Origin of the sequence: Palleronia rufa (genome assembly GCF_000743715.1) — a bacterium.
Classification (GTDB): Bacteria; Pseudomonadota; Alphaproteobacteria; order Rhodobacterales; family Rhodobacteraceae; genus Palleronia; species Palleronia rufa.
In genome coordinates, this window is record NZ_JQEY01000007.1 from 67,450 (window position 1) to 89,699 (window position 22,250).

General features: G+C 70.8%; 23 protein-coding genes. 17 read left to right on the forward strand and 6 right to left on the reverse strand.

The features are described from left to right. Positions 1-175: 175 nt before the first annotated feature. The 3 genes from KW83_RS10855 to KW83_RS20955 form a co-directional block, all read right to left on the reverse strand. A complete protein-coding gene (locus KW83_RS10855) occupies positions 176-664 on the reverse strand; it encodes a hypothetical protein (RefSeq protein WP_051928446.1) in 489 nt (162 codons plus the stop codon). Further along, complete coding sequence (locus tag KW83_RS10860; protein WP_036178366.1) at positions 661-921, reverse strand: hypothetical protein; 261 nt, start codon at positions 919-921, stop codon at positions 661-663. The genes KW83_RS10855 and KW83_RS10860 overlap by 4 nt, the downstream gene beginning before the upstream one ends. Before the next feature lie 363 nt (positions 922-1,284). After that, positions 1,285-2,295 (reverse strand): hypothetical protein, encoded by a 1,011-nt coding sequence (locus KW83_RS20955; protein ID WP_036178368.1) that lies wholly within the window; start codon positions 2,293-2,295, stop codon positions 1,285-1,287. Positions 2,296-2,691: 396 nt separating this feature from the next. On the opposite strand from KW83_RS20955, the gene msrA reads away from it, so the two are divergent. The 7 genes from msrA to KW83_RS10905 all read left to right on the forward strand — a co-directional run bounded on the left by msrA (position 2,692) and on the right by KW83_RS10905 (position 10,219). Then, on the forward strand, positions 2,692-3,342 hold the full coding sequence (msrA, locus tag KW83_RS10870; RefSeq protein ID WP_036178370.1) for a peptide-methionine (S)-S-oxide reductase MsrA: 651 nt from the start codon (positions 2,692-2,694) through the stop codon (positions 3,340-3,342). Between the two features lie 523 nt (positions 3,343-3,865). After that, positions 3,866-5,473, forward strand: a complete 1,608-nt coding sequence (locus KW83_RS10875) for a sodium:solute symporter (RefSeq protein WP_036178372.1) — start codon at positions 3,866-3,868, stop codon at positions 5,471-5,473. Between the two features lie 62 nt (positions 5,474-5,535). After that, positions 5,536-6,408, forward strand: a complete 873-nt coding sequence (locus KW83_RS10880) for a 50S ribosomal protein L11 methyltransferase (RefSeq protein WP_036178374.1) — start codon at positions 5,536-5,538, stop codon at positions 6,406-6,408. A gap of 478 nt (positions 6,409-6,886) precedes the next feature. Continuing rightward, entirely contained in the window at positions 6,887-7,381 is a 495-nt protein-coding gene (ruvC, locus tag KW83_RS10885) for a crossover junction endodeoxyribonuclease RuvC (RefSeq protein ID WP_036178376.1), read from the forward strand. Further along, a complete protein-coding gene (gene ruvA / locus KW83_RS10890; RefSeq protein WP_036178378.1) occupies positions 7,378-8,049 on the forward strand; it encodes a Holliday junction branch migration protein RuvA in 672 nt (223 codons plus the stop codon). Before ruvC ends, ruvA begins: the two co-directional genes overlap by 4 nt. A gap of 439 nt (positions 8,050-8,488) precedes the next feature. After that, positions 8,489-9,517 (forward strand): Holliday junction branch migration DNA helicase RuvB, encoded by a 1,029-nt coding sequence (ruvB, locus tag KW83_RS10900; protein ID WP_036178390.1) that lies wholly within the window; start codon positions 8,489-8,491, stop codon positions 9,515-9,517. A gap of 75 nt (positions 9,518-9,592) precedes the next feature. Beyond that, entirely contained in the window at positions 9,593-10,219 is a 627-nt protein-coding gene (locus KW83_RS10905) for a hypothetical protein (protein ID WP_036178392.1), read from the forward strand. A gap of 388 nt (positions 10,220-10,607) precedes the next feature. Here KW83_RS10905 and KW83_RS10910 read toward each other — a convergent pair whose 3' ends face one another. Continuing rightward, a complete protein-coding gene (locus tag KW83_RS10910) occupies positions 10,608-11,270 on the reverse strand; it encodes a Crp/Fnr family transcriptional regulator (RefSeq protein WP_036178394.1) in 663 nt (220 codons plus the stop codon). A gap of 88 nt (positions 11,271-11,358) precedes the next feature. On the opposite strand from KW83_RS10910, the gene ybgC reads away from it, so the two are divergent. The 10 genes from ybgC to KW83_RS10960 all read left to right on the forward strand — a co-directional run bounded on the left by ybgC (position 11,359) and on the right by KW83_RS10960 (position 21,003). Further along, positions 11,359-11,745 carry a tol-pal system-associated acyl-CoA thioesterase gene (gene ybgC / locus KW83_RS10915; RefSeq protein ID WP_036178397.1) on the forward strand — a complete coding sequence of 129 codons (387 nt, stop codon included), beginning with the start codon at positions 11,359-11,361 and terminating at the stop codon, positions 11,743-11,745. 149 nt (positions 11,746-11,894) lie between these two features. Further along, positions 11,895-12,590 (forward strand): protein TolQ, encoded by a 696-nt coding sequence (gene tolQ, locus KW83_RS10920; protein ID WP_036178399.1) that lies wholly within the window; start codon positions 11,895-11,897, stop codon positions 12,588-12,590. Position 12,591: 1 nt separating this feature from the next. Beyond that, complete coding sequence (locus KW83_RS10925) at positions 12,592-13,062, forward strand: ExbD/TolR family protein (RefSeq protein WP_036178402.1); 471 nt, start codon at positions 12,592-12,594, stop codon at positions 13,060-13,062. 27 nt (positions 13,063-13,089) lie between these two features. Further along, positions 13,090-14,298, forward strand: a complete 1,209-nt coding sequence (locus tag KW83_RS10930) for a hypothetical protein (RefSeq protein WP_036178404.1) — start codon at positions 13,090-13,092, stop codon at positions 14,296-14,298. A gap of 31 nt (positions 14,299-14,329) precedes the next feature. After that, complete coding sequence (tolB, locus tag KW83_RS10935; RefSeq protein ID WP_036178650.1) at positions 14,330-15,652, forward strand: Tol-Pal system beta propeller repeat protein TolB; 1,323 nt, start codon at positions 14,330-14,332, stop codon at positions 15,650-15,652. 61 nt (positions 15,653-15,713) lie between these two features. Then, complete coding sequence (gene pal / locus KW83_RS10940) at positions 15,714-16,238, forward strand: peptidoglycan-associated lipoprotein Pal (protein ID WP_036178407.1); 525 nt, start codon at positions 15,714-15,716, stop codon at positions 16,236-16,238. Between the two features lie 10 nt (positions 16,239-16,248). Then, the gene (ybgF, locus tag KW83_RS10945; RefSeq protein WP_036178409.1) at positions 16,249-17,061 is read left to right on the forward strand and encodes a tol-pal system protein YbgF; all 813 of its coding nucleotides are present in this window, start codon (positions 16,249-16,251) and stop codon (positions 17,059-17,061) included. Next, complete coding sequence (gene tilS / locus KW83_RS10950) at positions 17,058-18,278, forward strand: tRNA lysidine(34) synthetase TilS (RefSeq protein WP_051928447.1); 1,221 nt, start codon at positions 17,058-17,060, stop codon at positions 18,276-18,278. The genes ybgF and tilS overlap by 4 nt, the downstream gene beginning before the upstream one ends. An 82-nt stretch (positions 18,279-18,360) precedes the next feature. Further along, the gene (ftsH, locus tag KW83_RS10955) at positions 18,361-20,271 is read left to right on the forward strand and encodes an ATP-dependent zinc metalloprotease FtsH (RefSeq protein ID WP_036178411.1); all 1,911 of its coding nucleotides are present in this window, start codon (positions 18,361-18,363) and stop codon (positions 20,269-20,271) included. Between the two features lie 150 nt (positions 20,272-20,421). Further along, positions 20,422-21,003 carry an MOSC domain-containing protein gene (locus KW83_RS10960; RefSeq protein ID WP_036178414.1) on the forward strand — a complete coding sequence of 194 codons (582 nt, stop codon included), beginning with the start codon at positions 20,422-20,424 and terminating at the stop codon, positions 21,001-21,003. A gap of 153 nt (positions 21,004-21,156) precedes the next feature. On the opposite strand, the gene KW83_RS10965 is transcribed toward KW83_RS10960, so the two are convergent. Further along, on the reverse strand, positions 21,157-21,558 hold the full coding sequence (locus KW83_RS10965; protein ID WP_036178416.1) for a PaaI family thioesterase: 402 nt from the start codon (positions 21,556-21,558) through the stop codon (positions 21,157-21,159). Beyond that, positions 21,555-22,229, reverse strand: coding sequence for a ligase-associated DNA damage response endonuclease PdeM (gene pdeM, locus KW83_RS10970; protein ID WP_036178418.1), 675 nt, complete (start codon positions 22,227-22,229; stop codon positions 21,555-21,557). Before pdeM ends, KW83_RS10965 begins: the two co-directional genes overlap by 4 nt. Positions 22,230-22,250: the final 21 nt, after the last annotated feature.

The following is a 22,250-nucleotide window of genomic DNA, read 5'->3' on the forward strand; positions in this document are numbered from 1 at the left end:
CGCCCGATATGCGCCGCATGCTGCGGTCTGCCGCGCAGGGCGGCCCCTGCGCCGTCTCAGGGCGCCGCGCGCGGGACCGGACCGCGTTCCAATGACATGCGCGCCGCCGGCGGCGCCCGCGGCAAGGGCACGGATCGCGGCGCGATCCCCTGCGTCCGATCCGGTCCCTGCCCGGTCAATGGACCGGCGTGCCCCCGGCGCGGGCGCGGCACAGCGACCGGGCGCACCACCGCACGGCCCGTCCGGCCCGTTCGGCGGCGTTGAGCGCGACCAGCAGCCTGTCGGCCCGGATCACCAGAGACAGCATCAACATCGCCTCTTCGCGCTCGCCCTCCGCCGCAAGGGACAGGGTCTGCGCGAAGACCGCCTCATCCGCCCCGACGCATTGGCAGGAAGGGTGGTGGCACATGAGCGGCCGGCGGGCATGACGGACGAGTTCCTCCAGTAGCTGGTCCCAGTCCTCCAGCGCGCCGTGCGCCCGGTCCGGTCCCAGCGCTTCCGACAGCACGGCTTCGACGCGGCGCCTGCCCTCCGCCCCCCCGAACCAGTCGCGATACATCAGCACGGACAGGGCCTGCGCCCCGTCGAGGGCGGGCAGGGAGGCGACGGCGGCACCGCCGGGGTTGGTCCGGCAGGCGTCGTTCACGGGATGTTGCAGGCTCATGGGAAGGGGCCTTGTGCAGCCTGGCGGCGCGGACCGTCGCTGACGGGCGTGGCATCGACCGGGCCGGCGCGCGGGTCCGTGCCGCAACGGGTCCGGTCGCCGTCTGTCCGGTCGAGCCGGTCGAGCAGCATCTCGATCCGGCTTTCCGAAGGCGCCTGCCCGGAAAAAAGAAGCGACAGAACCGTTCCGTGGCACAGGGTCGATTCTCGCAGGCCCCCGGTTGGCGGCGTCTCCCTCTGGGTCGCATCGTGTCTCATGGGTTCGGACCCGTGTTCAGCCGGGCGAAAAGCCGCCCGCCAGAAAATCCTGACTGTTAATGTCGGGTTTTGCAAGGGGGTCCTGCCAAGACGGGTTCGCAGCGCGCGTCACCGCCCATGGGCGGTGCGAAACGCCCCGTCGTTCAGGCCTCTTGGCCGGTTCGCAGCGATGCGGGGGCGCCACGCACGGACTGTCGCCGCGGAACGCAATCCGGCATATCGCCGTCCGGCGCGTGGGGTGATCGAAAAAGCCGTCCCCGCGCGGCCCGGGATGTGGGCGCGCAGGGACGGCGGCGGCGGGACCACGGCCTGCGCGGCGCGGTCCCGCCCGATCGGAACGGACGGGCGCGCCCGTCCGCCGAATCAGTTCGCGGTCTGATCGTCGGCGGGCGCGGCCTCGTCGGTCTGATCGCCGGAAGGCGCCATCCCGCCGGCCGAGCCCTCGCCGGTCGGCGCGCCTTGGGTGGCGTCGCCCGTCGCGTCGCCCTGCGCTGCGCCGTCCGTCCCGTCCTGCGACGCGCCGTCGGTCGCGCCGTCCCCCGCGGGCTGGTCCGGGGCTCCGACCTCAGGGGTCAGTTCCTCTCCGTCCGGGCCGTAGAAGGTGATCTCGGCATCCGCGCGCAACCGCTCGTTGAGGGCCGAGAAGGCTTCCTGGCGCACCTGGTTCTCGACCTGCGGGCGCACCTCGGAAAGCGGGGGAACCTCGGCGTCGGTGTTCTCGACCACCGCATCATAGGCCTGCTGCACGGCCTCGTCGGTCACCGCTGCATCCAGTTCGCGCTGGACATAGACCTGCACCACCGCGTCGTCCTGTTTCGCCTCCGGGTTCTGTTCCAGCAGGGTCTGGACCTCGTCGCTCTGGGCCATCTCGTCGCCGGCGTCCTGCAGGACCAACTCACGCAGGATCAACTGGTCGAGCGCTGCGGCGATCAGAAGATCGGCGGGCTGGCCTTCGGCGAACTGCGGCGGGAACGCGCGGGCGGCGGCCTGGACCTCACCCATGGTGATGTCGGTGCCCGCAACGGTCGCCACGCGTGCGTCCATGCCGGGCGCGTCGGCGCCGGCATCGGCACCGGACCCGGAGTCGGTTCCGGCGGCGGGATCGGCGCCGGACCCCGTATCGGACCCTGCGCCGGACCCGGTATCGGACCCTGCCATGGACCCCGTGTCGGACCCGGTGGCGGGGTCGGTTTGCGCGTCCGCGCCCGTGTCCTCGGACGTCTCCGGGTCCGCGCCCGTGCCGTCGGGCGACGGCATCGCCTGGGGATCCTGCGCCGATCCGTCGGCCGGTTCGTGCTGCGCGGCGAAGGCCGGTGCGGTGGACAGGGCGGCTGCTATCGCGAGTGCGGAGAGTCTCGAAAGAAGGGCGGGCATCGTCGGCTCCTTTGATCTGGTTACGGGGGGCAAACGGGGGGATCGGTGCCCTGTTCCATGGCTCGGCGCCCCACCGCTCACGCCGCCGGCGCGTGCCGCCCCGGTGCGCCGGCACGCGCATGAGCCGCAGGCAGGCACCGCTGGACCCAGCCTCCCGCGTTTTGCCCCCTCGCGCCAGCCTGCGCACGCGATACGGCGCAAGGCCCCTGCGACGGATCGTCCGACGCCGCGGCATCCCGGTCCCGGGCAGGATACCTCGCGTCCCGACGCGGGCGGGGACCGCCCCCGGTTCGCCGCCGCCGCGCCGGCGACGCCGTGCCCTTGTCGCGGCGCCGACATGTGGCAAGGCGGCCGGGCAACGCCTATATCTGCCCTGACCCGACAAGGAGGCCACCGATGTTCAATCTGCTCCGCAAATCGACCGAGATGCCCGCCCAAGGCGAAGCCCTGCCCGGCCGCGACACGCCAATCCCGACGGCCAAGACCCACTTCGTCTTCGACCGCCCCCTGAAGGACACGCCGGACGGGTTCGAGGAGGCGGTCTTCGGCATGGGCTGTTTCTGGGGTGTCGAGCGGATGTTCTGGAAGGTTCCGGGCGTCTGGACCACCGCCGTGGGCTATGCCGCGGGCGCGACGCCCAACCCGACCTATGAGGAGGTCTGCTCGGGGCGTACCGGCCATAACGAGGTGGTGCGGGTGGTGTACGATCCCGACAAGGTCTCCTACGAGTCGCTGCTCAAGGTCTTCTGGGAGGGGCACGACCCGACCCAAGGCATGCGCCAGGGCAACGACCGCGGCACCCAGTACCGCTCCGGCATCTACACCTTTACAGATGCCCAGCGGCGCGCGGCCGAAGACAGCAAGGCGGCCATGGCCCCCAGGCTGCGCGAGGCCGGGTTCGGCGCGGTCACGACCGAGATCCGGGAGGCGCCGGAGTTCTACTTCGCCGAGGATTACCACCAGCAGTACCTTGCCAAGAACCCGGCTGGCTACTGCGGTCTAGGCGGCACCGGCGTTAGCTGCCCGATCGGCACCGGCGTCGCCTGACGCCGGCCTGGCGGGGCGGGGGCGGCTTTGTCTTTCCGCGCTGCATCATCCGGGCGGCGGACTGAGGTGCCGCGGGCGCGTACCCGTGCCATGCGCTGCCACGGGACCGCTTCGACCCGTGCCGCGTGTCATGCCGCCTGCGTCAGCCGGACCTCATGGCGCAGGGTAGCGGGTGCCTCCGAGTTGACGATGTGGGCGGCCGCGCGGTGCGACCCGCGCGGCGTCTATTCCGGTCAAGGGAGCACCAGCACACCCGGCGACCGATCCATGTCGCCGTGCTTTCCCGGCATACAGATCATGCCGCGCGGACAGCATCCCGCCCGGACCCGTTGCCGGCGATGGCGTACTTTCCGGAAGGGGCCCCGGCGCGGCGCCGCCGGGCTGACGGACGCCGCGCGGCCGCAAATTTCCCGCGTGGGTACGCATCGTACAGCGTCGGGACAACCGCGACACATCCGCCGCAACCGGAACCCGGCCCGGCCCGCCGGGGTTGGGGCCTCACGAAAGCGTTAGCGGGGGGCACATGGAGCAAGTGCAGAACGCGATCACCGGCCTGGATCTGGGGGTCATCGCCGCCTATTTCGGCGTCGTCATCCTGATCGGCGTCTGGGTCGCGCGACAAACCGACTCGGACGAGGATCTGTTCCTGGCCGGACGGTCCCTGGGCTGGGCGGCCATCGGATTTTCGCTCTTCGCGTCGAACATCTCCTCCTCCACGCTGATCGGTCTGACCGGATCGGCCTACACCACCGGACTGGCCCCGTCGGCCTACGAATGGCTCGCAGGCGTGCCGCTGCTGATCATGGCCTTCGTCTTCGCGCCGATCTTCCTGAAATCCCGGATCACCACAACGCCGGAATACCTCGACAAGCGGTACTCGCGCCGCGTCAGGCTCTACTTCTCCGGGCTGACGATCTTCTTCACAATCGTGGTGGATTGCGCGGGCGGGCTCTATGCGGGCGGTCTGGTGCTCAACACCTTCTTTCCCGGGATCCCGCTGTGGCAAAGCGCGGTGGCCATCGGCCTGTTCGCCGGCATCTACACCGCGGCCGGCGGCCTCAAGGCGGTGGTCTATACCGACGTGATGCAGGCCGTCGTGCTCATCTTCGGCTCTGCCATCCTGGCCTGGATCATGTTTGCAGAGCTGGACTATTCCTTCGCCACCATCCGCGACTCCGTCCCGAACGAGGATCACCTGTCCATGGTCCTGCCGCTCGACAACGACACGCTGCCCTGGCCGGGCCTTTTCTTCGGCGTGTCGCTCCTGGGGTTCTGGTACTGGGTCACGAACCAGTACATCGTCCAGCGCATCCTGGGCGCGCGCACCCTGCCGGACGCGCAATGGGGCGCGGTGCTGGGCGGGCTGCTGAAGATCCTGCCGCTGTTCATCATGGTGTTCCCAGGGGCCATGGCGACGGCGCTGCTGCCCGACATCGAGACCGCCGACCGGGTGTTCCCGATCATGATCACCCAGGTCCTGCCGTCCGGGCTGACCGGGCTGGTGCTGGCGGGGCTGGTGGCCGCGATCATGTCGAGCGTGGATTCGACGCTCAATTCCTCCTCGACCCTGCTGGTGCACGACTTCATCACCAAGCCGGAGGAAGAGATCGACCACGCCAAACGCAAGAAATACGGCACCTACGCCACCCTTGGCTTCATGGTGCTCGCGATCGCCTGGGCGCCGCTGATCCAGTTCGCAGGCGGGCTGTGGTCGTACCTCCAGCAGATGTTCTCGGTGCTGGTGCCGCCGCTGGTGGTGCTGTTCCTGATGGGCGCACTGTCGCGCTTCGGTACCGAAAAGGCCGGGTTCTACACGCTGATCTTCGGCCATGCGGTCGGCGCGGTGCTGTTCTCCCTGGGCAATCCCGGCGTCATGGGCCTGTTCGGAACGGAACCCGTCTGGCCGATCCACTTCACCATCAACGTGGCCATCGTGACGGTGCTGTGCCTGATCTTCTACATCGCGGTTTCCGCGGTCACGGAGGGGCGCGAGCTGGAGGACGACGTCATCTGGGAGCGTGGCAAGGCGCTGCGCGACGCGGCCTGGGGGCAGGAATGGTACAAGGACGTGCGCATCCACTCGGGCGTTCTGGTGTTCGGGATGCTTGCGGTGCTGATCGGGTTCTGGTGAGGCGCGGGGCTTGCCGCGCGGTTCGCGGTATGGCACGCGCCGAGGCCTGACCGGAGACCGCCATGCCCACCTGGACCGCCCTGACCCTCGTCCCCGACGAAGCCCGCGCCACGGCCTTGGGCGCGGCCATGGAACGTCTGTCCCCGGAACCCACCGGCATCGGCGTGTTCGAGATGGAGGACGGGTCCGGGCTGTGGGAGGTCGGCGGCTACTTCACCGAGGCACCTGCGCCGGCAAGCCTGGCGCTGCTCGCCGCCGCCTTCGACGCGCGCCCCTTCACGGTGTCCGAACTGCCGGAAACCGACTGGGTCGCCAAGGTGCGGCGGGAGCTGTCGCCGGTCGAGGCCGGGCGCTTCTTTCTCTACGGCTCCCACGACGCGGACCGGGTGCCGGACGGGGCGGTGGCGCTGCTGGTCGATGCCGCCATGGCCTTCGGCACCGGACACCACGGCACCACCAGGGGCTGCCTGGTCGCGTTCGACCGTCTGCTGACGGACGGCGCGCGGCCGACATCGGTCGCCGACATCGGCTGCGGCACCGCCGTACTGGCCATGGCCGCCGCGCTGAGCCTGCCGGTGACGCCCATCGCGTCCGATATCGACGCCGTGGCGGTCGAGGTGGCCGAGGCGAACGTTCGCCTCAACGACCTTGCGGGACGCGTGCTATGCCTGGAGGCCGCGGGGTTCGACCATCCCCGCCTGGCCGCGGCGGCGCCCTTCGGGTTGATCTTTGCCAACATCCTCAAGGCACCGCTCATCGCGCTCGCCCCCGACATGGCCGCCCATGCGCGGGACGGCGGGCATGTGATCCTGTCCGGTATCCTCAATCCCCAGGCCGATGAGGTCGTCTCGGTCTATGGGCGCGCGGGGTTCGATCTGCTGCACCGCGACACGCTGGGCGACTGGACGACGCTGACCCTGACCCGCCGCGCCTGAGCCCCGGAGCGCGCCGCACCGGGGCTGGCGGGGATGCGCCCCCCGGTCGGCCGGCCGCCCCCGCTCTCGCGCCTGGGGCCGCTGGCGGCGGGACGTCCGTGATGAGACAGCCGAGCCTGGCTCTGGACACGCGGGCCCGGACGGGCGCGGCAGGGGACGCCGCGTTCCGCAGGATCCCACCCCGCGGATCGCCGTGCCGCGCGTGCCCAGGTCCGACGGGGTCCCGTTGCGACCATTCCGGCCGCCGGCCGGGATCCGCCGCGCCGGTCGCGGTGTCCGTCCCGACCCTCCGGGCCGTGCCCCACCCCCGGAGCCGCACTTGCCCCCGGTCGCGGTGCGCCCCCGGGCCGGGGCGGCGCCGTGTGCCCCATGCGTGGCGCCAAAGGCACCGCGCGGCCGCGACGCGTGCCAGCCCCCTTGGCGCATGTTCGCCTTTCGTGCTAGCGGTCGCGAAACGGGCGTACGAAGGGCAGGCACCATGCGGATACTGGGCATCGACCCCGGTCTCAGGACGCTCGGCTGGGGGGTGATAGAGTGCCGGGGCAGCCGCCTCGGCCATGTCGCCAACGGACAGTGCCTGTCCGGCGGCGGCGATCTGGCCCAGCGGCTTCTGTCGCTGCATCGGCAGCTGACGGAGATCCTGCTGCGCGAACGTCCCGACGCGGCCGCCATCGAGCAGACTTTCGTGAACCGCGACGGGGCCGGCACGCTGAAGCTGGGGCAGGCCCGCGGCGTGGCGCTGCTGGCGCTGGCCCAGGCAGGGCTGACGGTCGGCGAGTACGCGCCGAACTCCGTCAAGAAGACGGTCGTTGGCGTGGGCCATGCGGCCAAGCAGCAGATCGCGCATATGGTGCGGATGCAGCTTCCCGGCGTTGTCCCGGCGGGACCGGACGCTGCCGATGCGCTGGCAGTGGCGCTTTGCCACCATGCCCATCTGGGCGCGGCCCGCACGCTTGCCAGGGCCCGGTCATGATCGGCCGGCTCTCCGGGCGGATCGGGTATGTGGGCAGCGACCACATCCTGCTGGAGGTCGGCGGGGTCGGCTATGTGGTCCATGTCTCGGACCGGACCCGCGCGTCGCTGCCCGGACCGGGAGGGGTCGCGTCGCTCTATACCGACATGCTGGTGCGCGAGGACCTGCTGCAACTCTTCGGCTTCCCGACGCTGCTGGAAAAGGAATGGCATCGCCTTCTGACCAGCGTGCAGGGGATCGGGGCAAAGGCGTCTCTGGCGATCCTGGGCACGCTGGGGGCCGACGGGGTCGGACGGGCCATCGCGCTGGGCGACGCGACGGCGATCCGGGCGGCCCCCGGCGTCGGCCCCAAGATCGCCCAGCGGGTGATAAACGAACTGAAGGAGAAGGCGCCGGCCGTCATGGCCCTGGGTGCCCGGGGCGGCGCGGTCCTGGCGGCGGACGACCCGCCGCACCCGCCTTCGGCTGCGGCCGCCCAACTTCCGCAGCCCCACGCCCCGCCCGGTACCGGCGCGGCGCAGGCAGAGGCCATGTCCGCCCTGTCGAACCTGGGCTATGCCCCGTCGGAGGCCGCCCGCGCCGTTGCCGAGGCCTCCGGCGCACAGGCCGACGCCACGACAGAAACCCTCATCCGCGCCGCGCTCAGGGTGCTGGCGCCGAAGGGGTAGGGATGGCGGTTTTCCAGAACGCCACCGACACGGACGGGCGCGCGGCCGGCGACGTCCTTGCCATCGTCGGCGCCGCCGCGATGGCGCGGTCTTTCGGCGCCGTGCGCATGTCCACCGTCTCGGCCGTGCCGCCCACGCCGCTGCCGCGCGTTCGCGGTGTTGGCGCGCGGCGCCTGGCGCGTCGATACGCGGGACCGCTGCGGATATTGCCCGCCGCGCGGCGCCCCGGTCGGCCGGTCCGTGGCCGGGGCGGTGCGGGATTTCTGCCTCTCCCGCCCACCCCCGAGGCGGCGACGGCCGCCGGTACGCGGACGGTCGCCGCCCCTCCCCCCCCGGCTCTGTCCCGGCCGGAATGCTTTTGTCGTTGCGGCACCCAGCCGTCCGCGGCGCATGCTGCCGCAAACCCGGGCCGTCCCGTCCGCAGCCAGGAGACGGCCCCATGACCGATCCCGATCCCACCCTGCGACCGGAGCCGCTGGCAGAGGATGACGGCCCCGCGCTCAGACCGCAAACGCTCGACGCGTTCACCGGACAGGCGGAGGCGCGCGCCAATCTGGGCGTGTTCATCGAGAGCGCGAAGATGCGCGGCAAGGCCATGGACCACGCGCTGTTCCACGGCCCGCCCGGCCTGGGCAAGACCACGCTGGCGCAGATCGTCGCGCGCGAACTCGGCGTGAGCTTTCGCATGACCTCCGGACCGGTGCTGGCCAAGGCCGGGGATCTGGCCGCCATCCTGACCAACCTGGAGGCGCGGGACGTGCTCTTCATCGACGAGATCCACCGCCTGAACCCGGTGGTCGAAGAGGTGCTCTACCCCGCGCTGGAGGATTTCGAGCTGGATCTTGTGATCGGCGAGGGCCCGGCCGCGCGCACCGTGCGGATCGAACTCCAGCCCTTTACCCTGGTCGGGGCGACGACGCGTCTGGGGCTGCTGACGACCCCGCTCAGGGACCGGTTCGGCATCCCGATCCGGCTGCAGTTCTACACCGTGGACGAGTTGCAGGCCATCGTGGCGCGGGGCGCGCGGCTGTTGGGCGTGGAGGCGGAGCCGGAGGGCACCCGCGAGATCGCCGCCCGCGCGCGTGGCACGCCACGCATCGCCGGACGGTTGCTGCGCCGGGTGGTCGATTTCGCGCTGGTCGAGGGCGACGGGCGGCTGACGCGGGCGCTGGCGGACACGGCGTTGACCCGGCTGGGGGTGGACCACCTGGGGCTCGACGGGGCGGACCGGCGCTATCTGGGCCTTATCGCAGAGCATTACCAGGGCGGACCGGTGGGGATCGAGACCCTGTCCGCCGCGCTCAGCGAAAGCCGCGACGCGCTGGAAGAGGTGATCGAGCCGTTCCTGCTCCAGCAGGGGCTGATCCAGCGCACGCCGCGCGGGCGGATGCTGGCGCGGGCGGCCTGGGGGCACCTTGGACTGGCGCCGCCGCGCGGCCCGGGCGCCGGCGATCTCTTCGACGGCTGACCCCCGCCTGCGGCCGCGGCTTCTTGCCCTGCCGGTCCGCGTCCCCTAGGTCGCGCCCCCAGAGGAGGCCCGCCCATGCAGCCCGACCAGATCGAACCGCTTTTCACGCGCTCGGACGGAAGCTACCTGTTCGCGCGGTGGGGTCGGCCCATCGCGCCGGTGGTGTTCGGCGTGGACGACGCCACGCTGTCGGTGGTCAAGGGCGCATTGCAGGCGGTGACGCAGCTGGCCGGACTGGATCTGGCCGAGACGGACCCGGAACTCGGCGTCAACTTCATGGTGTTCTTCTTCCGCGACTGGGACGAATTGCGCCAGGTCCCGGATCTCGACCGATTGATCCCCGACCTGGCGCCCGTGCTCGACCGGCTCGAAGACGCGGAGGCCAACCAGTACCGGGTGTTCCGCTTCGACGAGGCCGGCGCCATCCGCGCGGCGTTCCTGTTCGTGCGGATGGACAGCGAGATGTCGGGCATTCCGGCCGAAACCGTGGCGCTGTCGCAGGTGGTGCAATCCATCGTGCTGTGGTCGGACACCGCGTTTCAGGACCGCTCGCCCCTGGCGCGCACGCCGGGCGGAACCGTGGTCCTGCACCCCGAGATCGGCGCGGTAATCCGCGCAGCCTATGATCGTGTCATGCCCGCCATGTCCCGCGATCCTGCCCACGCGTTGCGGCTCTCGGCCCGGATCTTTCCGCCGGCCTGACGAAAAAAGACCGGAGCGGATGGGCTCCGGTCAGTCTTGCTTTGCGATGCGGACCCGGTGCGGGAGGGAGCGGGCCGCCCGAACATGCTGGCACGGACCGGACCGGGAAGGTGTGATCGCACCCACAGCGATTGCCGTTCCCGAGGCAGATCCAGCCCCCCCGGACCGGCAGCGGACACGAATTGGGCCGGGACCGCCCGGTACGGACGATCCCGGCCCCGCCGGGGGCACACCATCATGCCGGACCGGCCTGAAAAGTCTTTGTTCTAAAATGGCCCGGCCGCGGGCGACCGTGAGGTTCAACCATCGGTATCGCGATGGCCGCTGCGCCCTTGGACGCAGCATCTTCATGGTTGCGGCGATTCGCCGCTGCGGGGTGTGATCGCGATCACACCTCGGGCAGGTATTTTCGCAACCGGCCCATGTCGAGGATCCGCGCCCGACCCTGCTCCAGCGCCAGTGCCCCGTCCTTCTCCAGCGCCCGCAGGTGCTTGTTCACCGCCTCGCGCGTCACGCCCAGCATGGCGGCGATCTCGCGCTGGCTGAGCGGCGGCGGGGTGTCTCCTTCCGAACCGCAAAGGGCCAGAAGCTTGCGCGCAAGCCGGGCGCGTAGGGAATGATAGGCCAGCGCGTGAAGCTCTCCGTTGAGGTGGCGGACGCGCGCGGCCAGCACCTCTATCATCCGCCGGGCGAATGCCGGCTCGGTCCCGATAAGCCCTTCGAAGCTGGCGCGCGGCAGGTGGAACAGCCGCGCGATCTGTTGCGCCGTGGCATTGGCCGACCGCGGCGCGGTCTCCAGCGCCATCTCTCCCAGACTGGCACCGGGCCGCAGGAATGCCAGCGTGAACGGATTGCCGTCGCGGTCGGTACGCCAGACACGGATCAGCCCGGTCTCGACCACATAGAGCCCGTCGCTGGGGTCGCCCTCGTGAAAGAGGGCGGCGCCGGGTTCCAGCACCTCGTGCCGGCCGGCGGCCGCGATGCGGGATATGGTCCCGGCCTCCAGCCCCGCGAAGATCGGCGCTGCCGCCATCGGCGTCAGTCGTGTCATGATCGGTTTCCCCCGCCCTGCGCCACCCTAGACTCCCGCCGCGCGCCATCCTATCCCCTTCGCCGATGGCATGGCGACGAGGCCGCGCATGGCGCATTTCTTCCCGATCACGGTCTATTACGAAGACACCGACATGGGCGGGATCGTCTATCACGCCAACTACCTGAAATACATCGAGCGCGCGCGGTCCGCCTGGGTGCGCGAAAAGGGCATAGACCAGGTGACCATGCGCCGCGACGGATCGGTCTTCGCCGTGCGCCGGGTCGAGGGCGATTTCCTGGCCCCGTCCCGGCTCGACGACGCGCTGGAGGTCGAGACAGCGATCGAAAGCGCGTCCGGGGCGCGGATGGTCCTGTGCCAGGTCATCCGGCGCGGTCCCCGCACGCTGTTCCGGGCGCGGGTCGAGCTGGTCGTGATCGACCACGTCACCGGCGGCGTGCGCCGGATGCCGCCGGAATTGCGCGCGCTGGGCTGAGGACGCCGGCGCGCCGCCGCCGATCGGGCGGGGGGCGTCCCCCACGATCACCCGATCGTGCGCTTTCGGTGGCTTTTGCGTCCGCACTCCGGTAGGTAAATCGCCGAAGGGATCCGCAAGCGGTCCCGCGGCAGACAAAGAGCAGTCAGATGGAAACGGAAACTCTCGCGGCGGCGGCGGAGATCGACTTCTCCATGCTGGCGCTGTTCGCGCGCGCCACGCTCACGGTGAAGCTGGTGATGCTGATCCTGATCGCGGCGTCGGTCTGGTCCTGGGCGATCATCATCCGCAAGCACCTGACGTTCCGCACCGCGCAGGCAGAGGCCGCGCGGTTCGATTCCGCGTTCTGGTCGGGTGAGCCGCTGGACGATCTCTACCGCCAGATCGGCCCGGACCCGGACGGCCGCGCGGCCAGCGTCTTTGCCGCGGGCATGGCCGAATGGCAGCGCAGCCACAAGGGCGACGGCGCGATGATCCCGGGCGCCGCGGCGCGGATCGACCGCAGCATGGACGTCGCCATCGCGCGCGAATCCCAGGATCTGGAGGGCGGTCTGCCGATCCTTGCGACCATCGGCGCCACCGCGCCGTTCATCGGCCTCTTCGGCACGGTGTTCGGCATCATGAACGCCTTCATCGACATCGCCGAGGCGCAGAACACCAACCTTGCCGTGGTGGCGCCCGGCATCGCAGAGGCGCTTCTGGCCACCGGGCTGGGCCTTCTGGCGGCGATCCCGGCGGTGATCTTCTACAACAAGCTGTCCGCCGACCAGGGACGGATCGTCGGCGGATACGAATCCTTCGCCGACGAGTTCTCGACCATCCTGTCGCGCCAGCTGGACGGCTGACATGGCCGCAGGCATCATACAGAAGGACCAGCGCGGCGGGCGCCGGCGGCGGCGGTCCCGCGCGCGTCCCATGTCGGAGATCAACGTCACCCCCTTCGTGGACGTGATGCTGGTGCTGCTCATCATCTTCATGGTTGCCGCCCCGCTTCTGACCGTGGGCGTGCCGATCCAGCTGCCCGAAACCGCCGCCGAGGCCCTGCCGACCGAGCGTGAGGAGCCGCTGACCGTCACCCTGACCGGCGACGGGCGGGTGCTGCTGATGGACAACGATACCGAGAGCGGCGACCTGATCGGCCAGCTGCGCGCCATCGCCGCGGAGCGCGAGAGCCGCAAGGTGTTCCTGCGTGCCGACGGGGCGATCCCCTACGCCCGCGTGGCCGAGGTGATGGGCGCGCTCAACTCCGGCGGCTTCAATGAGATCGGACTGGTGACGGACGCGGGCGGGCCGCGGCTCGACGGGTCCGACGGGTAACCGGCGGGAGGCTCCGTGAGGGGGCACATGGACACGCCACTCATCATATCCGGCAGCGCGCATGTGCTGCTCTTGCTGGCGCTTCTGTTCGGGGGGCTGTTCCAGCGCGCGCCGCGTCCGCCGCTGGAAACCGCCGAGGTGACGGTGCTGAGCGAAGAGGAATTCGCCGCCCTGACCCGCCCCGACGAGGGCACGCCCACGCCGCCCCCCATGATGGAGGCAGATGAGCCGTCGGCCGCCGTGGACCCCGAAGCACCCGAGGAGGAGACCCCGCCGCAGATGCCCCGCGTGGTCGATCCCGCCCCCGAACCGGAGCCCGCGTCCGAACCGGAGCCCGCGCCGGAGCCAGAACCCGCGCCGGAACCCATGCCGGCGCCGGAACCGGAGCCGGTGCCCGAACCGGCCCCGGACCCCGCGCCGGAGCCCGCGCCGCAGTCCGCGGCTCCGGAGCCGCTGCCGACCGGGCCCGAGGACAAGCCGCGCCCGGCGCCGCGCGTCGCCCCCACACCGGCCCCCGCCCCGCCGGTCGAGGCCGAGCGCGCCGAGACCCCGGAGGAGGCGGTGGCGCCCGAGCCGGTGGAGGAAGCGCCGCAGCTGGCGGAGGAACAGCCCCCCGCCGCCCCGCCCGAGGCCGCGACGGAGATCGTGACCGAGGCCGAGGAGCCGGAGGCCAGCACCCCGAACGTCGCCCCCGCGGCCACGGCCCGCCCCCGGACCCGCCCGGAGCGCGTGGCTCGCGCCGATCCCGCCCCTCCGCCCGACCCCGCCCCGACGCCCCCCCCGGCGCCGCAGACCCCGGCCGAGACCAGCTCGGCCGCGTCCGACAACGTCCAGAGCGCCATCGACCGGACCATCGCGGGCCTGGAAGAGCGGGTCGAGGAAGGCACGCTCCAGGGCGCGCCCGCCGGCCCGCCGATCACCGCCGGCGAGAGAGAGGCCTTCACCCTGGCCGTCCGGTCGTGCTGGAACGTGGATGTGGGGTCCGAATGGGCCAACGTGGCGGTGACGATCCGCTTCAACATGACGCCGGACAACCGGGTGGTGGACAGCAGCCTTCAGCAGGTCGCCGCCGATGGCGGGTCGCCCGCGGCCCAGCGCGCGGCGTTCGAGGCCGGCCGCCGCGCCATACTGCGCTGTCAGTTCGAGAACGGGGGCTATAAGCTGCCGGCTGAGAAATTCGCCCAATGGCAACAGGTCGAAGTGACCTTCAACCCACGCGATATGAGGGTGCGCTGAGATGACAGTCGAGACAACCAGAGAGAAGCTGATGCGCGTTTTCCGCTGGGCGGGCCTTGCCGCCCTCTGCGTCCTGCCGCTGGCCCCCGCACAGGCGCAGGAGGGACCGCTGCGGATCGAGATCACCGAAGGCGTGATCGAACCGCTGCCCTTCGCCCTGCCCACGTTCATCGCCGAGACCCCGGACGCCGGCGAATGGGCCGGCAAGATCACCCAGGTGATCGCCGACGACCTGGTGGGAACGGGTCTCTTCCGCCGCATCCCCGACAGCGCCTTCGTGGAACCGGTGACCGAGTTCACCCAGACCGTGTCCTATGCCAACTGGAAGGCCGTCAACGCCCAGGCGCTCATCACCGGCGCGGTGTCAGCCGGCGCGGACGGCTCGCTGACCGTCAAGTTCCGACTCTTCGACGTCTTCTCCGACGCGCCCCTGGGCGAGGGGCTTTCGCTTTCCGGCAGCCAGTCGAGCTGGCGCCGGCTGGGCCACAAGGTCGCCGACGCGGTCTATTCGCGGATCACGGGCGAATCGGGCTATTTCGACAGCCGCGTGGTGTTCGTGTCGGAGGCCGGTCCGAAGAACGACCGCCAGAAGCGTCTGGCGGTCATGGATTACGACGGCGCCAACGTGCAGTACCTCACCGACAGCTCGTCGCTGGTGCTGGCGCCGCGTTTCTCGCCCACCGGCGACCGGGTGCTCTATACCAGCTACGAAAGCGGCTTTCCGCAGATCTACCAGATGGACGTGGGCAGCGTGTCGCGCGTGCCGCTGCCGGTGCCGTCGGAGTCCATGACCTTCGCCCCGCGCTATGCGCCGGACGGCTCGACGGTGGTGTTCTCGGCCTCGACCGGCGGCAATACCGACATCTATCGCCTGTCGCCGGGCGGCCAGCCGCAGCGGCTGACCAACGCGCCGTCGATCGAGACGGCGCCCTCCTACAGCCCCGACGGCAGCCAGATCGTGTTCGAGAGCGACCGCTCGGGCTCGCCGCAGCTCTACGTCATGCCCTCCGGCGGAGGAGAGCCGAAGCGGATCTCCTTCGGGCCGGGGCGCTACGGCACGCCGGTCTGGAGCCCGCGCGGGGATCTCATCGCCTTCACCAAGCAGAACGAGGGGCGGTTCCATATCGGCGTCATGCGCACCGACGGCAGCGAGGAGCGGCTTCTGACCGCCTCTTTCCTTGACGAGGGGCCGACCTGGGCCCCGAATGGCCGGGTGCTGATGTTCACCCGGCAGAGTGCGGGCGCAGAGGGGCAGCCGGCGCTCTATTCGGTGGACGTGTCGGGGCGGAACCTGCGCCGGGTGCCGACGCCGGGGCCGGCCTCCGATCCGGCCTGGTCGCCGCTGCTGCCATGACGTTTCCAAGCCGCCGCGGCGGTGCTAGAACACCGAAAGTCAATCTGAGGAGAGCGCGTCGATGCCTATGATCGGAAAATCCCTGCTGCTGCTGGGCCTGCTGGGCCTTGCCGCCTGCTCTAATCCCAGCCGGTTCGGGCCCGGCACGGCCGACGGGACCGGGCCGGGTGCCTTTCCGGGGGCGGACGGGATCAGCCAGGGCGCGCTCGACCCGTCATCGACGGCGTATTTCAACCAGACCATCGGCGACCGGGTGCTGTTCCAGGTCGATCAGTCCACGCTGAACGACGATGCGCGCCAGACCCTGCAGGGGCAGGCCCGGTGGCTGACCCAGAACCCCGAATACACCGCCATCATCGAAGGCCATGCCGATGAGCAGGGCACGCGGGAATACAACCTCGCCCTCGGCGCCCGCCGTGCCGCGTCGGTGCGCGATTTCCTGGTCAGCCAGGGCGTCTCCGCGGGGCGGCTGGAAACGCTGACCTATGGCAAGGAGCGCCCGATCGAGGTCTGCTCGACCGAAGACTGCTACGCCAAGAACCGCCGCGCCGTGACCGTGATCGCCGCCGGCGGCCTGACGAGCTGAGGGGGTGGCCATGTTGCGCGCGCTCAGCGTTCTTGCCTGCGTCGGCACGCTCGCCGGTCCGGCGCTGGCGCAGGACGGCCAGACGCTGGCCGACATCCGCCAGGAGATCCAGGTCCTGCTGGTGGAGGTCGGGCGGCTGAAGCGTGAGCTGTCCACCACCGGCGCGCCGCAGACCAGCCTGACCGGCACCTCGGCGCTGGAGCGGATCGACGCCATGGAGGCCGAGCTGCGCCGCCTGACCTCCTCGACCGAGGAGGTCGAGAACCGGGTCAACCGGGTCGTGTCGGACGGCACCAACCGGCTGGGCGACCTGCGCTTCCGGGTCTGTGAGCTGGACGATGGCTGCGATCTGGGCAGCCTTGGCGAAACACCGCCCCTGGGCGGCGTGGATGTGCCCACCGCGGCCCCGGCACAGAACGTGACCGACGGCGCGCAGCTGGCGATCGGGGAACAGGCGGATTTCGACCGGGCGAAGGAGGCGCTCGATTCCGGCAGCTTTCGCAGCGCCGCTGACCTCTTCGAGACCTTCACCGAGACCTACACGGGCGGCGCGCTGACCGGCGAGGCGCATTTCTACCGCGGCCAGGCCCTGTCGGAACTGGGCGACGACAAGGCCGCGGCGCGCGCGTATCTTGCGTCCTACTCCGGCAGCCCGGACGGGGCGCTGGCCCCGGACGCCTTGCTGCAGCTTGGCCGAAAGCTCGACGCGGTGGGCCAGACGGCCGATGCCTGCGCCACCCTGGGCGAGGTTCCGTCGCTCTTTCCCGGCAGCGAGGCCGCGGCGGAATCCGAGACGGCGCGGGCCTCCATCGGCTGCCAGTGACGGCGGGCGGGCCGCGCCCCGCGCCTGTCGATCCCGGCCCCGCGCACCGGATCGGCGTCGCCGTCTCCGGCGGCGGCGATTCCATGGCCTGCCTCGACCTGGTGCTGTCGGGGGCCGGCGGACGGTCCGTCCATGCGGTCACCGTCGATCACGGCCTGCGGGCCGAAGCGCGGGCGGAGGCTGTGGCCGTCGCGGCGTTCTGCGCCGCCCGCGGCATTTCCCACGACACGCTGCAATGGCACTGGGACGGCACAGGCAATCTTCAGGCCCGCGCGCGGGACGCGCGCTACCGGCTGATCGGGGAGTGGGCGCGGGTCCGGGCGCTGGATGTCGTGATGCTGGGCCATACCGCCGACGACGTGGCCGAGAGCCTGCTTCTGCGCCTCCGCCGCGCGCCCGGTTGCGACGGACTGGCGGAGATGCCGCGCCGGTTCGCGCGTCACGGTGTCGCCTGGGCGCGCCCGCTTCTGGACCTGAGCCGGGCGGCGCTCCGCGACCACCTGCGCGGCAGGGCCATCGGCTGGAGCGACGATCCCTCCAACGACGATCCGCGCTATGACCGGGCCCGCGCCCGCCGGGTGCTGGCCGCGCTCGCCCCCATGGGCGCGGGGGTCGAGGCCCTGTCGGCCACCGCGCGTCACCTGCGGCAGGCCAGCACCGCGCTCGACCATTACGCCGATGAAGAGGCCGCCCGCCGCGCGACCGCGGACCGCGGCGACCTGCTGCTGGACCTGACGCCGCCGCTCCCGGCGGAAATCGCGCGCCGTCTCGTCGCCGCGGCGCTGCGCTGGGTGTCGGGACGGGGCGACGGGCCGCGCCAGGCCGGGCTGGACGCCCTGGCCACGTGGCCGACGCCTTGCGGCATCCGCACGCTGCACGGCTGCCTTCTGTCGCCCGGTCCCGGCCAGCGGCTCCGCATTGCCCGCGAACCCGCCGCCGTGGCCCGGATCACCGCCCCGGCCGACCGGCTCTGGGACGGGCGCTGGCGCCTGACCGGACCCGCAGCGCCCGATCTCTGCATCGCCGCCCTGGGGCGGCATCTGACAGAGTGCGCCACCTGGCGCGACACCGGCCTGCCGCGCCATTCTTTGATGGCGTCCCCGGCGGTTTTCAGGCATGGTACTCTGGTCGCGGCCCCTGTCGCGGGACATCCCGCGGGGTGGCAGGCCGTCGCCGACGGGCGCGGCAATTTCGCGGTCTCGGGACAGGGTGATTGAATCCGCACGCCCGATGTATATCTAAGCCCGGAAACGCGGATCGCGGCATGGCGGTTCGAAGACACCCTTCGGAGGCAATTTCTTGGGAAACGCGCGTAGCTTGGCCGTCTGGGTCGTCCTGCTCCTGCTGGTGCTGACGCTCTTCAACCTGTTTTCCGGCGGCCAGTCGTCGCTGAACGCCCGGAGCGTCTCCTACTCCGACTTCATCGCCCAGGTCGATGCCGGAGAGGTAAGTTCCGTCACGCTGGACGGAGAGCGGGTCGTGTTCCGCGGCGGCGACGGCCAGGATTACACCACCGTCCGACCGGACGGCGGCGACAGCCTGACGGACCGCCTGATCGCCAACGACGTGACCGTGAACGCCAAGCCGCAGGAGCAATCGGGCTTCACCACCATCCTGATGACCTTCCTGCCGTTCCTGCTGCTGATCGGCGTCTGGATCTACTTCATGAACCGGATGCAGGGCGGCGGACGCGGCGGGGCCATGGGGTTCGGCAAGTCCAAGGCCAAGCTTCTGACCGAAAAGCACGGCCGCGTGACCTTCGACGACGTGGCCGGCATCGACGAGGCCAAGGACGACCTGGAAGAGATCGTCGAATTCCTGCGCAACCCGCAGAAGTTCAGCCGCCTGGGCGGCAAGATCCCCAAGGGCGCGCTGCTGGTCGGCCCGCCGGGCACCGGTAAGACGCTTCTGGCCCGCGCCGTGGCCGGTGAGGCGGGCGTGCCGTTCTTTACCATCTCCGGCTCCGACTTCGTCGAGATGTTCGTGGGCGTCGGTGCGTCCCGGGTCCGCGACATGTTCGAGCAGGCCAAGAAGAACGCGCCCTGCATCGTCTTCATCGACGAGATCGACGCCGTCGGCCGGTCCCGCGGCGTCGGCTACGGCGGCGGCAACGACGAGCGCGAGCAGACGCTGAACCAGCTCCTGGTCGAGATGGACGGGTTCGAGGCGAACGAGGGCATCATCATCGTCGCCGCGACCAACCGGCCCGACGTGCTCGACCCCGCTCTGCTGCGTCCCGGCCGGTTCGACCGGCAGGTCCAGGTGCCCAACCCCGACATCAAGGGCCGCGAGAAGATCCTGGGCGTCCACGCCCGCAAGGTGCCGCTGGGGCCCAACGTGGATCTGCGCATCATCGCCCGCGGCACGCCCGGCTTCTCCGGTGCCGACCTTGCGAACCTGGTGAACGAGGCGGCGCTGATGGCCGCCCGCGTCGGCCGGCGCTTCGTGGTGATGGACGATTTCGAGAACGCCAAGGACAAGGTCATGATGGGCGCCGAGCGCCGGTCCATGGTCATGACCGAGGACGAGAAGAAACTGACCGCCTACCATGAGGCCGGCCACGCCATCGTCGGCCTGAACGTCCCCGAGCACGATCCCGTCCACAAGGCGACGATCATCCCGCGCGGCCGCGCGCTGGGTCTGGTGCTGTCCCTGCCCGAGCGTGACCAGCTGTCGGTCAGCTACACGAAATACACCTCCAAGATCGCCATGGCGATGGGCGGGCGGGTCGCCGAAGAGTTGAAGTTCGGCAAGGACAAGGTGACCTCCGGTGCGGCGTCCGACATCCAGCAGGTGACCAAGATCGCCCGCGCGCTGGTCACCCAGTTCGGCTTCGACCCGGAGCTTGGCTTTGTGGATTACGCCAATGAGCAGCAGTCCTACCTGGGCGGCTATTCGGGCGGTCCCAGCCATTCGGCGGCGACCCAGCGCGTCATCGACGAAAAGGTGAAGGCGCTCATCGACGAGGGGTACGAGACCGCCAAGCGCATCCTGACCGAGAAGAAAGAGGAATGGGAACGTCTGGCCCAGGGGCTTCTGGAATACGAGACCCTGACCGGCCCGGAGATCCTCAAGGTGGTCAACGGCGAACCGCTGAACCGCGACGATGACGATACCCCGGATGAGGGCAACCGGTCCTCTATCGCCTCGATCCCCAAGACCAAGCCCAAGGCGAAGCCCGAGGGCGACCTGGAGCCGGAGCCGACCTGATCCGCCCGCCGGCGTGACACCACGGCCGCGGTCCCCTGGGCCGCGGCCGTTCTCGTTCCGGACCATGCGCGCGCCGCGGGGACGTGCAAGCGATCTGGCCAGGGGCGGCGCGGCGATCTACGCTGCCGGGGCCAATGAACGGACACGCCCATGCCCGCCCTCAAGCCCACCGATCATGTCGCCCGCATCACATGGCTCGGCCGCGTCCCGCATCGCCAGCGCCCGGAGATCGAGGGCGAGGCGCTCGGGACCATGGTGCTGGGGTTCGGCGGGCAGGACGGGGAGGTCCATGCCGGCCGCACCCGTCCGTCCTGCAGCCGCGTGACCGCGCAGCACCCCCGGGGAACCGAGATCGCCAATACCCGTCAGGTCTCCATCGTGTCGGCCGAGGAGCTGGACCGGATCGCCGCGGCCATGGGGGTCGGGGCGCTCGATCCCCTATGGCTCGGCGCGTCCGTGGTGGTCCGGGGCATCGCCGATTTCAGCCACGTCCCGCCCTCGTCCCGGCTACAGGGACCGGATGGTGCCACGCTGGTCGTGGATATGCAGAACCGGCCCTGCCACCTCCCCGCCAGGACGATCCAGGGCGCGCTCGGGGAGGCCGGCAAGCGGTTTCAGGCGGCGGCGAAGGGGCGGCGCGGGATCACCGCCTGGGTCGAGCGGCCCGGCACGCTGCGCATGGGCGATACGCTTCGGCTGCATGTCCCCGACCAGAGGCCCTGGTCCGTCTGACGAAATCCGCCTCCGGACCCTCGGGACTGCCTCCGTCGCATCCGATACCCAAGCCGGCGTGACGTCCGTCAGGACCGCAACGCAGGTCGGCCTGCTCCAACCGGTCCGTCCGGCACGCTCTGCGCTCATCCCCGTACGGCGGACGGGGGGCCTTCAGGTCGGGATCATCGTACCCTGCAGCAGGGCGATCTCCGTCTCCGTCCCGTGGCGCAGGGCAGAGACCGCGGCGGTGACCACGACCAGCCGCCGCCCGGGCTTGACCACCCGGCCGCGGGCGATCAGCCGCTCTCCCGCGCAGGGGCGCAGCAGGTTGATCTTCATCTCGATGGTCAGGACCTCGGCCTCATCCGGCAGCACCGTCAGCGCAGCGTATCCGGCGGCGGTATCCCCGATGGCGAAGGTCAGCGCGGCATGTCCGTAGCCGTGCTGCTGCAGCGCCAGCGGCAGGATCGGCGCCTCGACCGTCACCGTGCCGTCCCCCACATGGACAAGTTCCGCGCCAAGCGTGGCCATCATCGACTGCCGGGCGAAACTGGCACGGATCCGCGCGCTCATGCCCGCGCCCTTTGCGGGACCGGCAGCGCGCAGGGCCGGGTGCCGGTCAGGATCGCGCAGGCTCCGGGCCGGAACAGCCGGGCGAGCCCCGGGTCGGTCCAGTCCAGCCCGCCGGTATAGGTGCCATAGGCCGGCAGGATCGCGCGGCCGGTATCGTAGAGGCAACACGGCCGAGAGATCGCGCGGCCGCGCAAGATCAGCCGCGCCTTGGGGTGGTAATGCCCCGAAAGTTCCCCCACCGCCCCGGGGACCGCGATGTGGCGGAAGGTCAGCGCGCCGGAGCAGAGGTCGTCCAGCGCCGCGCCGCCCAGATCCACCGGCGCCGGATCGTGGTTCCCGGCGATCCAGATCCAGTCCCGCCCCGCCTGCATCCGGGCGATCCACAGCGTCTCGGCCTCGTCCAGTCCCGACCGGGCCGCGTCGTCGTCGAAACTGTCGCCCAGGCAGATCACCCGCGCGGGCCGCGTTGCCTGAAGGTCGGCGTCGAGCCGCATCAGCGTGTCGCGGGTCTCATAGGGCGGGAGCATCTGTCCCGACCGGCGGGCGATCCGCTCCGATTTGCACAGATGCAGGTCCGCCACGATCAGCGTCCTGGCCGACGGCCACCAGACAGCGCCCGTGGGCAGCACCCGCAGCCGTTCGCCGCAGAGATCGAAGTCGCAGAAGTTCATGCTCCGTTCGATATCCAAGCC

Coding starts and splice junctions, on each gene's coding strand:
- KW83_RS10855 (WP_051928446.1), bottom strand. CDS start 664: ATGAGCCTGCAACATCCCGTGAACGACGCCTGCCGGACCAACCCCGGC.
- KW83_RS10860 (WP_036178366.1), bottom strand. CDS start 921: ATGAGACACGATGCGACCCAGAGGGAGACGCCGCCAACCGGGGGCCTG.
- KW83_RS20955 (WP_036178368.1), bottom strand. CDS start 2,295: ATGCCCGCCCTTCTTTCGAGACTCTCCGCACTCGCGATAGCAGCCGCC.
- msrA (WP_036178370.1), top strand. CDS start 2,692: ATGTTCAATCTGCTCCGCAAATCGACCGAGATGCCCGCCCAAGGCGAA.
- KW83_RS10875 (WP_036178372.1), top strand. CDS start 3,866: ATGGAGCAAGTGCAGAACGCGATCACCGGCCTGGATCTGGGGGTCATC.
- KW83_RS10880 (WP_036178374.1), top strand. CDS start 5,536: ATGCCCACCTGGACCGCCCTGACCCTCGTCCCCGACGAAGCCCGCGCC.
- ruvC (WP_036178376.1), top strand. CDS start 6,887: ATGCGGATACTGGGCATCGACCCCGGTCTCAGGACGCTCGGCTGGGGG.
- ruvA (WP_036178378.1), top strand. CDS start 7,378: ATGATCGGCCGGCTCTCCGGGCGGATCGGGTATGTGGGCAGCGACCAC.
- ruvB (WP_036178390.1), top strand. CDS start 8,489: ATGACCGATCCCGATCCCACCCTGCGACCGGAGCCGCTGGCAGAGGAT.
- KW83_RS10905 (WP_036178392.1), top strand. CDS start 9,593: ATGCAGCCCGACCAGATCGAACCGCTTTTCACGCGCTCGGACGGAAGC.
- KW83_RS10910 (WP_036178394.1), bottom strand. CDS start 11,270: ATGACACGACTGACGCCGATGGCGGCAGCGCCGATCTTCGCGGGGCTG.
- ybgC (WP_036178397.1), top strand. CDS start 11,359: ATGGCGCATTTCTTCCCGATCACGGTCTATTACGAAGACACCGACATG.
- tolQ (WP_036178399.1), top strand. CDS start 11,895: ATGGAAACGGAAACTCTCGCGGCGGCGGCGGAGATCGACTTCTCCATG.
- KW83_RS10925 (WP_036178402.1), top strand. CDS start 12,592: ATGGCCGCAGGCATCATACAGAAGGACCAGCGCGGCGGGCGCCGGCGG.
- KW83_RS10930 (WP_036178404.1), top strand. CDS start 13,090: ATGGACACGCCACTCATCATATCCGGCAGCGCGCATGTGCTGCTCTTG.
- tolB (WP_036178650.1), top strand. CDS start 14,330: ATGCGCGTTTTCCGCTGGGCGGGCCTTGCCGCCCTCTGCGTCCTGCCG.
- pal (WP_036178407.1), top strand. CDS start 15,714: ATGCCTATGATCGGAAAATCCCTGCTGCTGCTGGGCCTGCTGGGCCTT.
- ybgF (WP_036178409.1), top strand. CDS start 16,249: ATGTTGCGCGCGCTCAGCGTTCTTGCCTGCGTCGGCACGCTCGCCGGT.
- KW83_RS10960 (WP_036178414.1), top strand. CDS start 20,422: ATGCCCGCCCTCAAGCCCACCGATCATGTCGCCCGCATCACATGGCTC.
- KW83_RS10965 (WP_036178416.1), bottom strand. CDS start 21,558: ATGAGCGCGCGGATCCGTGCCAGTTTCGCCCGGCAGTCGATGATGGCC.
- pdeM (WP_036178418.1), bottom strand. CDS start 22,229: ATGAACTTCTGCGACTTCGATCTCTGCGGCGAACGGCTGCGGGTGCTG.